Here is a 13269-nt window from a genome sequence, read left to right as displayed (position 1 = left end):
GGGGCCGGGTCAGAAAATGGAGGCGCAGGATGCCAGAAAGACTCTGAAACAGAAACTCGGGTTTGTCCCAACCCTGTGGCGAGGGGATTTATCTGTGGCGAGGGGATTTATCTGTAGTGAGGGGATTTATCTGTGGTGAGGGGATTTATCCCCGTTGGGGTACGCAGGAGAGTGTCAGATTTTTTGTGTGCGGGCCGGTAACAGCCTGCCGTAAGGCAGGCCTTCATTTCACCAAGTTGGCCTGATGAATCGATCTCCGTACAAAACCGCGAACTGATTCATTGCGTTCTTCCAGTCATGGGCCGGACTGCCCCAATTGGCGGTGATATTTTGCAGTGCCAGCCAGATCAGCTTTGTCGCCGCATCATCGGTTGGAAAATGTCCTCTTGTCTTGATGATCTTGCGCAACTGAGCATTGATGCTCTCGATGGCGTTGGTGGTGTAGATCACTTTTCGTATGGCTGGCGGGAAGATGAAAAACGGGATGACTCGGTCCCAGGCACGCCTCCAGGCAGCAGCCACCGTTGGATATTGTTTACCCCAAGGTCCAGATTCGAAGGCATCTAAAGCCTGCTCGGCAACTTCAGCGTTGAGTGCTTGATAAATCGGCTTCAGGGCTTTGGCCAGTTCGCGACGTTTATCCCAGGCCGCGTAATCAAGGCTGTTACGGATCAAGTGGACGATGCAGGTCTGCAGCGTCGTCTGAGGGAACACCGCACTCAAGGCTTCTGGCATGCCTTTGAGTCCGTCAGTGACAGCGATCAAAACGTCTTCGACGCCTCGAGTCTTGAGGTCATTGAAAACCTTCATCCAGAACTTGGCACCCTCGGTCGTTTCAATCCAGATGCCCAGAATATCTCGTGTACCGTCCGGCAATACGCCCAGGGCTAAGTAAATGGCCTTGTTGCGAACCACCCCCTCGTCACGGATTTTGACCCGCAGAGCATCGAAGAAAATGACTGGGTACATGGGTTCAAGTGGTCGCTGCTGCCAAGCACTGACCTCTTCCAGAACTGCATCGGTGACTGAGCTGATGAAGTCATGGGAGACATCTGTGCCGTATTGCTCCGATAGAAATGCACGAATCTCGCGCACGCTCATGCCGCGTGCATACATGGCAATAATCTTGTCATCGAAGCCGGTAAAGCGGCGCTCGTGCTTGGGGATCAGAATCGGAGCAAAGCTGCCATCGCGGTCTCTGGGGATGTCCAGGCGAAGCGGGCCGTCATCGGTCAGCACGGTCTTGCCGCTCTTACCATTACGCTGGTTGCTCGACTCCTCAGGGCGCTGCGCGCCCTGAGGGTAGCCAAGGTGGTGGCCGAGTTCGGCTCCCAAGGCTCGTTCAATCAGCGCCTTTTTGAACGCCATCGAAGCGTCCTGAATGGCTTCGGCACTCATCGGACCGTTCACGAACTGGTCGATCAGCTCTTTTGGAATGGATGGTAGGTCACGCTGGGCCTCGCGGGCCGGTTTCTTTTTGGTCGGCATACATGCACCTCTTCAACATGTTATGCCCGAACACAAAATTTATGACAGTCCCTACGCAGCGCCCCTAAACCCCCTAAACCCGAACGGCGCATTGCTTCAGATGTACCGCGTGGAATGATTTGGGGCCGCTTCGCACCCCAACGGGGATAAATCCCCTCACCACAAAGTGTTTAGGCAAACGCTGCCAACAAGTCTTCCTCAAACGCCTTCTGCGCATCCCCCGGCACCTGCGCGCGATGGCGAGCAAGGTGAAACGCCACGTCGAAACTCATGCCTTCCCGGCGTACCACCCGCAGCAAGCCCTTGTCTTCCCAGCTGCGCGCAAAGTGACTGGGCAGATAGCCAATGTGCTTGCCGGACAGGATAAAGGCGAGGGTGCCTTCGACCTGCTCCGCACGCGCCGAGCAGACCTTTCCTTGAAAGGGCTCGTCGCTGCGCAGGAAGCGGTAGGGGTGATCGACCCGGTCGCAGGCCTGGAGTGCCTGATCATCCGGTGCCTCATCGGTGAATAGCGGATGGCCAATGGCGCAGTACAGGTGCTGGGTTTCGCTAAACAGCTCGCGGTAGTCAAACGCGCTTTGGATCTGCGAGAAATAGCCGATGGCCAAGTCCAGCCGCTGCTGCAACAGCAAACGCTCCATGTCGCCGGGCATGGCGCTCATCAACTCGATGCGCACCGATTCGTCACGCTCGCGAAAGCGCCGGATCGCCTCGGCCACCCGCTGCAGCACCGATTGATCCAGCGCTTCGGACACACCCAGGCGTACCTCGCCGATCAAGCGCCCGGCCACGCCGTTGGATTGATGACGGAATGCCTCGATGGACTGGAACAGGCTTCGCGTCGCGCTGAGTAAATGTTCGCCTTTGGCTGTGATCCGAAATCCACCCTTGCCGCGGCTGCACAAGCGATAGCCGAGACGGGTCTCCAGCTTGGCCATTTGCTGGCTGATGCTCGACTGGCTCAGGCCCAGTTCACCCTGGGCTGCGCTGAAGCCGCCGCACTCGACGACGCTGACAAACAGGCGCAGCAGTTGCAGGTCCAGATCATGCAGTTGACCGAGCATCAAACATTACTCCGGGATAATGTCAGGTTAACAATCTTTATATTTTACCAATGTAACCGACGACGCATCCTGCAACCACTTCCCCCGGTCAGGTGTTCGTCATGAATTCCCTATTCAAGATATGTGTCCCCGCGCTGTTCCTTGCCATGGCCGCCGCGGCCCAGGCCGAGGAAAAGGTAGTCAACCTCTACAGTTGGGCCGATTACGTTGCCCCCGAAACCTTGCAGCGCTTTGAACGGGAAACCGGTATTCACGTGCGCTACGACACCTTCGATGCGCCGGAAGTGCTGGAAACCAAATTGCTCACCGGCGGCAGCGGCTATGACGTGGTGGTGCCGTCGTCCAGCGTCCTGGCCCGTGGCCTGTCGGCAGGCGCTCTGAAGGCCATTCCCCACGAGGGCCTGAAGGGCTACGCCAACCTTGATCCGGATCTGCTGGAGAAACTGGCCGCTGTCGATCCCGGCAATCAATACGGCGTGCCCTACACATGGGGCACCCTGGGGTTGGGGATGAATGTCGAGGCGGTACAAAAACGCCTGCCGAACGTACCGCTCAACAGCCTGGACCTGCTGTTCAAACCCGAATACGCCAGCAAGCTCAAGGACTGCGGCGTTGCGATCATCGACTCGCCCCAGGAGGTGATCGGCCTTGCGTTGCACTACCTGGGCAAGGATCCCTACAGCACCGACAAGACGGATCTCGACGCGGCGCAAGCGCTGCTGCATCAACTACAGCCTTCGGTGCTGTACGTTGCCAGCGGCCGGCAGATCAACGATCTGGCCAATGGCAGCGTCTGTCTGGCGCTGGCTTACAACGGTGATGCGAGCATGGCCGCCGATCAGGCGCGCAAGGCCAACAAACCCTATGAAATCGCCTATCGGATTCCCAAGGAAGGCACCCTGGTGTGGCAGGACAACCTGGCGATCCCCAAGGACGCGCCGCACCCCGAAGCGGCGCGCCAGTTCATCGAGTTTATGTTGCGCCCCGAATCTGTCGCCGCGCTGACCAACACCCTGTTCTTCGCCACCGCCAACCAGGCCGCGACGCCGCTGGTCGACGAGGCGGTCCGCACCGACCCGGACATCTATCCACCCGCCGACATTCGCCAGCGCCTGTACGCCGACCGCAGCATGAGCCTCAAGGACATGCGCCAGCGTACCCGCGTGTGGACCACTTTCCGTAGCCGCCAATAACAAGGATCCTTCAATGGACGTCCCCATGCAGAACGATCAGGCCATCACCCGTGACAGCCTTTATGGAACCGCCGCCGAAAGCACCTACGCCGGCATCACCAGTTTCATGCGTCGACGCTACAGCCGCGACTTGCGCGGTGTCGACGTAGCGGTCAGCGGCGTGCCGTTCGACACCGCGACCAGCAATCGCCCCGGCGCCCGCTTCGGACCACGGGGGATTCGCGCCGCTTCCACCGGGATTGCCTGGGAGCGCCACTGGCCGTGGACCTTCGACCCCTTCGATCATCTGGCGGTGGTCGACTTCGGCGATTGCGACTTCGATTACGGTTCGCCGCAGTCGACACCCGAACGTATCGAAGCCCACGCCGAGCACATCCTCAATGCTGGCAGCGCGATGCTGACCTTCGGCGGCGATCACTTCATCACCTATCCGCTGCTCAAGGCCCATGCGCGCAAGCATGGTTCGCTGTCACTGATTCACTTCGATGCCCACAGCGACACCTGGCCGGACGAAGAGGGCAAGCGTATCGACCACGGCACCATGTTCTGGCATGCGGCCAAAGAGGGGCTGGTCGATCCGTCGCGTTCGGTGCAGATCGGGTTGCGCACCACCAACGACGATCACCAGGGCTTCCAGGTGCTGGACGCGCGGCAGGTGCATCGGCGTGGCGTCGATGCGATTGTCGAAGCCATTCGCGCAAGGGTCGGTGACAACCCGGTGTACCTGACGTTCGACATCGACTGCCTCGACCCGGCGTTCGCACCGGGCACCGGCACCCCTGTGTGTGGCGGCTTGAGCACGGTGCAGGCGCTGGAAATCCTTGGCGGCTTGCGCGGGATCAACCTGGTGGGCATGGATGTGGTGGAAGTGGCGCCGGCCTACGACAATGCGGACATCACCTCATTGGCGGCGGCGACGCTGGCGATGGAGATGCTGTGCCTCTATGCGGCGAAACATAAGGTCGACCGGTAACACACGCACACACACTGTAGGAGCGAGCATGCTCGCGATGGACGTCAACGATGACGCGGGCTGTCTGAATGCCATCGTTGTCCCGGCTTCCATCGCGAGCATGCTCGCTCCTACAGGTGATCGGTATCAGGCCACGGGAATTTTGGGTAGATCCAGCGTTACGCCACCGCTAAACCGCGCGAACGACCCGGTAATGGATTCATGGGGCACGCCTTTCGGCAAATGGCTGACGCGATCAAGCCGCGACAACTGCTCGGCATTCAATTCCACGTTCAACGCCCCCAGGGTCGCATCCAGTTGTTCACGGGTACGCGAGCCCAGAATTGGAATCAGCGTCGTGGTCGAACGTCTGGCTTGTTCGCGCAGCCAGGCAATGGCCACGTGGGTCGGGCTCACACCCAGTTCCGCGGCGACGGCCAGCAGGGTGTCGAGCAGGGCGGTTTCGCGGGTGCTTTTCTCGGCGTGCACCAACATGCCCAGTTTGCTGGCGCGGTTGTCGCCATCGCCTGTGCGGTATTTGCCGGTGAGAAAGCCTCCACCTAACGGCGACCACAGGGTCGCGGCCAGGCCCAAGGCTTCAGCCATGGGCAGTTGTTCGCGTTCGGCGGTGCGTTCGGCCAAGCTGTACTCGACCTGGATCGCCGCAATCGGCGCAAAACCGCGCACCTCGGCCAGCAGATCGGCACGGGCGATGCGCCACGCCGGAAAGTTCGACAGCCCGGCGTAATGAATCTTGCCGGCCCGGACCAGGTCGTCGAAACCGCGCAGGATCTCTTCCATCGGCGTCACGCCGTCGCTCATGTGTGCCCAGAACAGATCCAGGTGATCGGTTTTCAGCCGCTTCAAGCTCTCTTCCACGGCACGAACCATGTTCTTGCGGTTGTTGCCGGTGTGGGAAATGCCGGCATCCGGCGTCGTGCCCAGCGTGTATTTACTGGCGATGACCAGATGATCGCGTTCGGCTGCGATGAATTCGCTGAGCATGGCCTCCGACTGGCCAGCCTGGTAGCCGTTGGCGGTATCGATGAAATTACCGCCAGCGGCAAGGTAACCCTCAAAAATGCCCTTGGCTTCATCGCGCTCGGCTCCATGACCCCAGCCGGTGCCAAAGTTGCCGGCACCCAGCGCCAGTTCGGAAACCCGCAAGCCGGTTTTACGGCCGAAAACTTTGTAATGCATGGTGGAGACTCCTGAGAAACGTCTGAGTGAGTTTAGATGTTGTTAGTCATGTATGAAATATGATGATAATAATATAAGCCGTCAAGGCGTTTTTTTCCTTGACCGAAAAGCGCAGAAACGGCGTGAAATTTCACAGAAGGCGGCTTCGACGGATGGCATACTGCCGCGCATGAATGTCGACTCCCCCCTCAGTGCCTGGCAGCACGCGATTGAACAGAAGGGTTTCGTCCAGGACGAAGCCCAAGAACATGCTGTCTGGGCCTTGCAGAAATGCCATGAAGCGCTGCATGAAGGCCGCAAGCCGATCATGGGCGTGTACCTCTGGGGCCCGGTCGGGCGTGGCAAGACCTGGTTGATGGACCAGTTTTACCAACACCTGCGGGTGCCGGCCCGGCGTCAGCACTTTCATCATTTCATGGGTTGGGTGCACCAGCGTTCGTTTCAGCTGACCGGTACCCCCGACCCGTTGCAGGCCTTGGCCCGCGAACTGAGCGAAGAAGTGCGCGTGCTGTGCTTTGACGAGTTGTTCGTCAATGACATCGGTGATGCGATCATTCTCGGGCGTTTGTTCCAGGTGATGTTCGAACAGGGCGTGGTAGTGGTCTGCACCTCCAACCTTCCCCCGGACCAGCTGTACGCCGACGGCTTCAACCGCGACCGCTTCACGCCTGCCATCGCCGCGATCAAACAGCACATGCAGGTGATCGCGGTGGACGGCGGCGAAGATCATCGCCTGCATCCGGGGCAGGGCTTGCAACGTTACTGGGTGGCCGCGCCGGGACAGCCCAGTGCACTGGGTGACGTATTCAAGGTGCTGACCCTGGGCCAAGCGGTTTCCAGCGCGCCGATCAAGGTCGGCTTTCGTTCCCTCGATGTGGTGCAGGCCAGCCAGAGCGTACTCTGGTGCCGTTACTTTGATCTCTGTGAACAGCCCTTTGCCGCGATGGATTTCATGACCCTGTGCGACACCTTCAGCGCTATTCTTCTAGGTGACGTGCCCAACCTCAGCGCGCAAAAGCGTGCAGGGCGCATTGCCCGCGGCACTGAGGACGGGGTCGAGCGCGTGGTGGCAGGCGACCGCGAATTGCCGCAGTTGTCGGTGCACGACGACGGTGTACGGCGTTTCATCGCGCTGGTGGACGAGTGTTACGACCGCAAAGTGCCGCTGTACCTCGAAGCCCAGGTGCCCATGGACTCGCTTTACACCGAGGGCTACCTGGAATTTCCATTCCGTCGAACCCTCAGCCGCCTGCAGGAAATGCAGCTGCAACGTTTCGCCGAGGCGTGAAATCCAGGAGGCGTGAACATGAATCAACCTCTGTCGCACCATATGTTGACCATGGCCTATCAGAATGCCTGGGCCAATCACCGACTGGCCAAGGCCTGGTGTCAGTTGAATCAGGAGGAGTTGGCGGCACCCCGGGTCAGTTTCTTTCCCAGTCTCTTTGCTACCCTCAACCACATCCTGACCTGCGACTGGTTCTACGTGGATGCCCTTGAGCGCGAGTTGCGCGGTGATGATCCCCATCCTGATTGCTACGTATTCTTCAAGGACGACGAGCCGTTCACCCATGCGACCGACCTCAAGCGCGAACAGGCCCAGGTAGACCGACGATTGATTGCCTATTGCGAGCAAATGCGCGATGCCGACCTCGGCAAGATCGTGACTATCGCCCGGGACACACCGCAATACGACAGCCGCTTGCGCCTGCTGTCGCATCTTTTCGAGCATCAGATTCACCATCGCGGGCAGGTCCACGCGATGCTCAGCGGCACTTTGGTCAAGCCGCCACAGCTGGACGAGTTTTTCTGTGCCGGTGAGTCACGCCTGCGGGCTGAGGATTTTGCCGAGCTGGGATGGACTGAAGCGTTGATTTGGGGACATTAAAATCAAAAGATGAGCCAACGAATGCTGCACAAGGTCGAGGACATTGCCCGTCAGCGCGGCTGCTGCAAAATCACCCTGGAGGTACTGGAAGGCAATGCGCTGGCGCAGGCGTCCTACGCCAAGTTCGGCTTTGCCCCGGGCGAGATCGATCCGGCGCACGGGCGCATGATGTTCTGGATCAAGCCCATTTAATGCTGTTGTAGGAGCGAGCCTGCTCGCGAAAAACTCAAGGATACGAGGGGTATCTGGTGCCCCGCGTTATCGTTGACCTCCATCGCGAGCAGGCTCGCTCCTACAGACAGACAGACAGGCAGTCAGAGGTGAATCATTTCGGTCTGTAGGACTCGGTCATTTGCGCGGTTTGATCGTCCGGCACCCGCAGCTCATTCGCCTGGCTTGGCGTGATGTTGCCCAGCGCCACTTGCTGGTTGTAGCGCAAGGTTTCGTAGTAGTAGCGCATGCGTTCGGCGCCGCCTTCGGCAAAGGCGCTGGCGGAGCCTAACGTCATCAGGACCGCGAGGATCAACGTAGATCTTTTCATGGTGTGCCTCCCACTTACAGATGTCGGATGCCGTTCGTCCATGAGTCAATGAATCAAAGTCGAACGCTCATTATCCGCCGATTCCGTTAAATGGGAATTAACATCGCCTTAGAGTTTCCAGTCCAGGCTCAGGGTCACCGTGCGCGGGTCGCCCCAGTACACACCGTTGTAGAACCCGACGTTGTCGTAATACTTCTTGTCGAACAGGTTGTTGACGTTCAACGACGCCGACAGGTGCTGGTCGAATTCGTAGCGCGACATCAGGTTGACCACGGTGTAGGCCTCCTGCTGGATGTCCGTGCGCTCGGTGATCACGCTGCCATCGGCACGGCGCCCGACCGGGCGACTGGCGCCGCGGTAAATGTCGCTCTGCCAGTTCAGCGCAGCCCCCACGGTCAGCGCCTGCCACTCGCCGGGCAGGTGATAGGCCGTGGAGAAGCGGACCATGTTCAACGGCTGAACCGTGTTGATCCGTTGTTTTTCTCCGTCTACCGAATGGGTGTAGGTATAACCAGCGGTCATGTTCCAGCCCTCCATGACTTCGCCTGACAGCTCGGCTTCGAAGCCTTGCACCTTGTTGCCTTTACCGCTGGATTTGTAGAACTCCTCGCCGGTCACCGGATCCGGTGGCACCGAGTCGTCCAGTTCCGCGACGTTGTCCTGCTTGCTCCAGAACAGCGCGGTGGCCAGGTTCAATCGCTCTTCCAGCAGGCTGCCCTTGAGCCCCAGTTCATAATTGCTGCCCACCACCGGTTCGAGGTATTTGCGACTGCTGTCGCGGTTGGTCTGCGGTTTGAAAATGTCGGTGTAGCTGACGTAAACGGTGTACTCCGGGGTCAGGTCGTAAAGCAGTCCGGCGTAGGGCGTCCACATGTCGTTTTGTTGCTGGCTGCTGTGGTCGATGCCGCTCAATTGCAAGTTGTCGTCGTAGTTGTTGGCGGTGGTCGAGGTTTTCCAGCTGCCGTAGCGGCTGCCGAGGACGGCGTGCAGTTCATGGGTGAGGTTCAGGCGCGTAGCCAGGTAGCCGGCTTTCTGCCGGGTATAGTCTTTCGAGCCGGTTAGGCTGGTAACGGTGTCGGGGAATTTGCCGATGTTGCCCATGTACTTCCAGTCAGGGACGTTTTCGTAATCCGCTGCTCTTGGGCCGTCTTGCGTGTAAGGACTTTCATCACTGCGTTCGGCCTCGCCATAGCCGACCATCATTTCGTGATCGCGCCCCAGCAGCGTGTAGGGGCCGGAGACGTTGAAGTCATAGGCCTGCATTTTCTGCGTGCCGATCATATGGCTGACATTGGCGACCATGCCGCTGCGATCGGCATTCGGGAAGCCGCCACCGCCGTAGTAGATCTTGCCGTCGGTGTCACTTTCGCGATGAGTGTACGCCGCCTTGAGCTGCCATCCGCCGCCCAGTTGATGATCGACGTTGGCAAACGCGGTTTTGTCCTTGAGCGGCCAGGAACTCCAGGACGTGGCCATGTTGGTCGAGCGCCCGAGGTTGGCCTTGCTGCCGTCGGAGTTCCAGTACGGCACCGTGCCCCACGATGTGCCTTGCACGTGCTTGTTCTGATAGTCGTAACCCACCGCCAGCAGGGTGTCGTCGGTCAGGTCGGCCTCGAGCACCCCGTACCCGACTTCCCGTTGCTGCTGGTATTTGTCCCGGTACGAATCGCTGTCGCGGTAGGCCACCACCCCACGACCGCGCAGTCGCCCGTCGAAGGCCAGCGGACCGCCGACGTCCAGGTAGCTGTAGTAGTCGTCGTAGCTACCGCCACTGATACCGGTCTTGGCTTGCCACTGCGAAGTCGGCCGCTTGCGCACCATGTTGATGGTCGCCGAAGGATCCCCCGCGCCGGTGGTCAACCCCGTTGCACCGCGTACCACTTCGATGCGGTCGTAGATGATGGTGTCGGAATCGGACTTCATGTAGCTGAAGGTATTCAGCATTCCATCGACCTGGAAATTGTTGATGGAATAGCCGCGCGAGGAATAGCTGACCCGGTCCGAGTCGTTGTGCTGGACCACTATGCCGGTGGTCTGGCTCATGGCTTCGGACAGGCTGCCGAGTTTGAAATCGTCCATTTGCTGGCGGGTGACCACGGAAACCGATTGCGGTGTTTCCTTGATCGACATGGGCAGCCGGGTGGCCGTGCTCATGGCACCGGTGGTGTACGACTCGGTATTTTCGGTGGTGCTGCCCAGGCTCTGAGCGGTGACGTTGGTGGCGCCGAGCATAAGGGTTGGCGCCAAGGGCGCGGTCTCGGTCTCGGTTTCAGCCAGCAGATCCGGGCTCAGTGCAGCACTGCACAGGCCAAGGGTAAAAGTCATGGAACGGGTGATAGGCGCGAACATCGCGGCCGACTCCTTGTCGTCGAGGGAAAAATCCGTTGATTCAAAGACGAAGGAGGCGGGAGGGATTTAGGATTAAACGAGAATAATTATTATTATAAGGTTTTTCTGGTTCACAAAACCCCCTGTAGGAGCGAGCATGCTCGCGATGGAGGCACAAACACCGCGGGTTGTCAGACAGCCCGCGTTTTCGTTGACGACCATCGCGAGCATGCTCGCTCCTACAGGTACAGGTTATTTCTGCGCAACTGCCGCCTTGGGTTTGATCAGACTGAAATCAATCAATGGCCGCTGTTGCCGCTCGTAAGGGTTGCCGATCAGCAATGGCCGTGGCTTGAAGCTGTCGCTGACCACGCTCTTGCTGCGATCGAGTTCATCGAAGCTCAGGCCCGCCAGGTCTGCCCAGGTATGGATCAGGTGCGAACTGCTGTACGGACGCCCCAGGTCGCCGGCAAAGTTCCAGTCGTGGGTTTCGCGCCATTTTGGCGAGGCCCATGCCATGAACGGGATGGTGTACATCGGCGCCGTCGGCTTGTTCTCGTTGCGCCCGAGGGTGCCATGGCCAGGGGAGTCGAACACGTCTTCACCGTGGTCGGAGAGGTAAAACAGGAAGCCGTTCGGGTCAGCCTTGGCGAAGTCCTTGATCAGGCTCGACACCACGAAATCGTTGTACAGCACGGCGTTGTCATAGCTGTTATAGGTTGGCAGTTGATCGTCCCGCACACCGGCCGGAACGCCGTTGCGGTCCTTGAACTTGTCGAAGGTCGCAGGGTAGCGATACTGGTAGCTCATGTGCGTGCCAAGTAGATGCACCACGATCAGCTTGCGCGGTGCCGCGTCGGCCAGGGCCTTGTTGAACGGCTCGATCACGTCGCCATCGTATTGGGCGGCATTCTGGTTGCGGTTGTTGTTGAGGTACACCTGTTCGTCGGCCTGCTCGGAGAAGGTCGTGAGCATGGTGTTGCGCTTGGTCATGGTCTGTTGGTTGGTGATCCAGAACGTCTTGTAGCCGGCCTGTTTCATCATGGCGACCAATGACGGCGTGGACAGGTACAGCTCTGGGTTTTCTTCGTCGGCGAAGGTCAGCACCTGTTGCAACGCCTCGATGGTGTAGGGGCGCGGCGTGATGACGTTATCGAAGACCGCCAGTTGGTCCTTGAGCTTGTCCAGTTCCGGGGTGGTTTGCCGAGGGTAGCCGTACAGGCTCATGCGCTGACGGTTGGTGGATTCGCCAATCACCAGCACCAGGGTGGCGGGCTGGTTGGCCGTCGAATCCTTGAAGTTGTGCAGCGGCGCGACCTTGCTCGCGCTGTGCAGCATCTGCTGCATGTTGGCCAGGGTATCGAGGTATCGGTGATAAGCCACGGCCATTTGCCACGGCACCGCCGGCTCGATGCGGGTTTCGAATTTCTCGAAACCCTCGGCGAAGCTGCCGGTACGCAAGGTGTGCTTGACCAGCGGATAACCGACCACGCCGACCAGTATGGCGGTGGCCGCCACCAGGGCCTTGGCGCGAGGCAGGTACACCGGGCGCAGGCGTGTCCACAGGAAATAGCCGACCGCGGTGTGCGCGAGGAAGGCCGGAACCATCCACCAGGCAAAATACTGGGTCATGTACTCGCCGGCTTCGGACACGTTCGATTCGAACATGATGAAGATGACGCTTTGCGAGAATTCCTGCTGATAGATGAAGAAGTAACCGAGGCTGGCCATCGAGCACGCCCACAGCACCACGCCGATGACCGCGGCCATCACTCGGGTTTGTCTGGGAAACAACAGCATCGGCGCCAGCCAGATGGCACTCATCACGAACGCCTGGCGAAAACCGGTGAAACCGGAGGTGCCGGTCAGCTGGATCAACAGTTGGGTGATGCCGGAAAAATACCAGAAGAACAGGAACAACCAGAGAAATCCTGTCCAATCGAAACCTTTCGCAGACGTATCGCTGCGTTTAAACCAAGTCATTCAACGCTCCAGCCAGTAATTACTAGCGCCGCCAGGCAACACGGACACCGAAGAACGGAGGCCGCGCGCGGTCCAAGCGGCGCACATTGCGCCGAAGTATCAACAAGCGAATGTGAAAACTTCGTGAGTTGCCGGAGGTAGCGGACATATGGCGTGTCGGAAGCAGTGCAACGCTGCTTCCGATTCTGGCGAGGAGGTCAGGCGTGAGGAGCCCGCTGGGTGACGGGCAAGGGCTGTTGCCCCTGGATCAGCAAGCGCAGTTGCGCCAGCTCCTGTTTCAACTGGTCGCGCTCGTCTTTCAACTGACGCAATTCATCGCGACGGATAGTGACGTAAAGGGTTTGTGCTGGCAGTGCGGTGTGTACTGTGCCCATTGCTCACCTCGCAAATGGCGTGTCTCAACTGTAGGTTGGCCGCCGAAATCGGTGGCTGATCTACTATCGGCGCCAATTTTGATTTCTTTTGCCCCCGAAGGGAACTTTTTTATTTTTCATGGTCGTTGTGTCTTCGGCACGATTCCCGACGTTATCCATCAGGATCGGGCACAATGCCCGGAAACTTCATGCCAACGCTCTGGACTAACCTCATGAGTCGCGTTGGGCTATACCTTTGACACACTTTTATTTGTAGTA

The 13269-nt window shown here is 59.1% G+C and carries 11 protein-coding genes and 1 pseudogene; 5 read left to right on the top strand and 7 right to left on the bottom strand.

Annotated features, from left to right (window positions below; translation table 11 throughout):
• Positions 1-228: 228 nt before the first annotated feature.
• Together ACA058_RS17225 and ACA058_RS17220 are read right to left on the bottom strand one after the other, a co-directional pair.
• Entirely contained in the window at positions 229-1488 is a 1260-nt protein-coding gene (locus ACA058_RS17225; RefSeq protein ID WP_497635083.1) for an IS256 family transposase, read from the bottom strand.
• A gap of 170 nt (positions 1489-1658) precedes the next feature.
• On the bottom strand, positions 1659-2552 hold the full coding sequence (locus ACA058_RS17220; protein ID WP_497635082.1) for a LysR family transcriptional regulator: 894 nt from the start codon (positions 2550-2552) through the stop codon (positions 1659-1661).
• Positions 2553-2653: 101 nt separating this feature from the next.
• Here ACA058_RS17220 and ACA058_RS17215 point away from each other — a divergent pair, with 101 nt between their 5' ends.
• Together ACA058_RS17215 and speB are read left to right on the top strand one after the other, a co-directional pair.
• Positions 2654-3745: a polyamine ABC transporter substrate-binding protein gene (locus ACA058_RS17215; RefSeq protein WP_497635081.1), complete on the top strand. Its 1092-nt coding sequence runs from the start codon at positions 2654-2656 to the stop codon at positions 3743-3745.
• 13 nt (positions 3746-3758) lie between these two features.
• Positions 3759-4718, top strand: a complete 960-nt coding sequence (gene speB, locus ACA058_RS17210; protein ID WP_497635080.1) for an agmatinase — start codon at positions 3759-3761, stop codon at positions 4716-4718.
• A 126-nt stretch (positions 4719-4844) separates the two neighbouring features.
• Here the strand turns inward: speB and ACA058_RS17205 are convergent, their stop codons facing one another.
• Complete coding sequence (locus ACA058_RS17205; RefSeq protein WP_497635079.1) at positions 4845-5897, bottom strand: aldo/keto reductase; 1053 nt, start codon at positions 5895-5897, stop codon at positions 4845-4847.
• A gap of 169 nt (positions 5898-6066) precedes the next feature.
• On the opposite strand from ACA058_RS17205, the gene zapE reads away from it, so the two are divergent.
• The 3 genes and pseudogenes from zapE to ACA058_RS17190 all read left to right on the top strand — a co-directional run.
• Positions 6067-7185: a cell division protein ZapE gene (zapE, locus tag ACA058_RS17200; protein ID WP_497635078.1), complete on the top strand. Its 1119-nt coding sequence runs from the start codon at positions 6067-6069 to the stop codon at positions 7183-7185.
• Between the two features lie 18 nt (positions 7186-7203).
• Complete coding sequence (locus ACA058_RS17195; protein WP_497635077.1) at positions 7204-7785, top strand: DinB family protein; 582 nt, start codon at positions 7204-7206, stop codon at positions 7783-7785.
• Positions 7786-7794: 9 nt separating this feature from the next.
• A pseudogene (locus ACA058_RS17190) lies at positions 7795-7977 on the top strand (GNAT family N-acetyltransferase); the annotation flags it as partial.
• A 133-nt stretch (positions 7978-8110) separates the two neighbouring features.
• On the opposite strand, the gene ACA058_RS17185 reads toward ACA058_RS17190, so the two are convergent.
• From ACA058_RS17185 to ACA058_RS17170, 4 genes are all read right to left on the bottom strand, one after another.
• Complete coding sequence (locus ACA058_RS17185; RefSeq protein ID WP_497635076.1) at positions 8111-8326, bottom strand: hypothetical protein; 216 nt, start codon at positions 8324-8326, stop codon at positions 8111-8113.
• Between the two features lie 108 nt (positions 8327-8434).
• Positions 8435-10675, bottom strand: coding sequence for a TonB-dependent siderophore receptor (locus ACA058_RS17180; RefSeq protein ID WP_497635075.1), 2241 nt, complete (start codon positions 10673-10675; stop codon positions 8435-8437).
• Between the two features lie 231 nt (positions 10676-10906).
• A complete protein-coding gene (locus ACA058_RS17175; RefSeq protein WP_497635074.1) occupies positions 10907-12637 on the bottom strand; it encodes a phosphoethanolamine transferase CptA in 1731 nt (576 codons plus the stop codon).
• Positions 12638-12834: 197 nt separating this feature from the next.
• Positions 12835-13011 (bottom strand): DUF6026 family protein, encoded by a 177-nt coding sequence (locus ACA058_RS17170; RefSeq protein ID WP_175645467.1) that lies wholly within the window; start codon positions 13009-13011, stop codon positions 12835-12837.
• Positions 13012-13269: the final 258 nt, after the last annotated feature.

The sequence above is a fragment of the Pseudomonas sp. LBUM1649 genome (assembly GCF_059716155.1).
This window is presented reverse-complemented; position numbering and strand designations above follow the sequence as displayed.

Excerpts from the sequence above, each read along its gene's own strand:
- ACA058_RS17195 (WP_497635077.1), top strand. The coding sequence starts at position 7,204 with ATGAATCAACCTCTGTCGCACCATATGTTGACCATGGCCTATCAGAAT.
- ACA058_RS17180 (WP_497635075.1), bottom strand. The coding sequence starts at position 10,675 with ATGTTCGCGCCTATCACCCGTTCCATGACTTTTACCCTTGGCCTGTGC.
- ACA058_RS17205 (WP_497635079.1), bottom strand. The coding sequence starts at position 5,897 with ATGCATTACAAAGTTTTCGGCCGTAAAACCGGCTTGCGGGTTTCCGAA.
- ACA058_RS17170 (WP_175645467.1), bottom strand. The coding sequence starts at position 13,011 with ATGGGCACAGTACACACCGCACTGCCAGCACAAACCCTTTACGTCACT.
- zapE (WP_497635078.1), top strand. The coding sequence starts at position 6,067 with ATGAATGTCGACTCCCCCCTCAGTGCCTGGCAGCACGCGATTGAACAG.
- ACA058_RS17185 (WP_497635076.1), bottom strand. The coding sequence starts at position 8,326 with ATGAAAAGATCTACGTTGATCCTCGCGGTCCTGATGACGTTAGGCTCC.
- ACA058_RS17215 (WP_497635081.1), top strand. The coding sequence starts at position 2,654 with ATGAATTCCCTATTCAAGATATGTGTCCCCGCGCTGTTCCTTGCCATG.
- ACA058_RS17175 (WP_497635074.1), bottom strand. The coding sequence starts at position 12,637 with ATGACTTGGTTTAAACGCAGCGATACGTCTGCGAAAGGTTTCGATTGG.
- ACA058_RS17220 (WP_497635082.1), bottom strand. The coding sequence starts at position 2,552 with ATGCTCGGTCAACTGCATGATCTGGACCTGCAACTGCTGCGCCTGTTT.
- speB (WP_497635080.1), top strand. The coding sequence starts at position 3,759 with ATGGACGTCCCCATGCAGAACGATCAGGCCATCACCCGTGACAGCCTT.
- ACA058_RS17225 (WP_497635083.1), bottom strand. The coding sequence starts at position 1,488 with ATGCCGACCAAAAAGAAACCGGCCCGCGAGGCCCAGCGTGACCTACCA.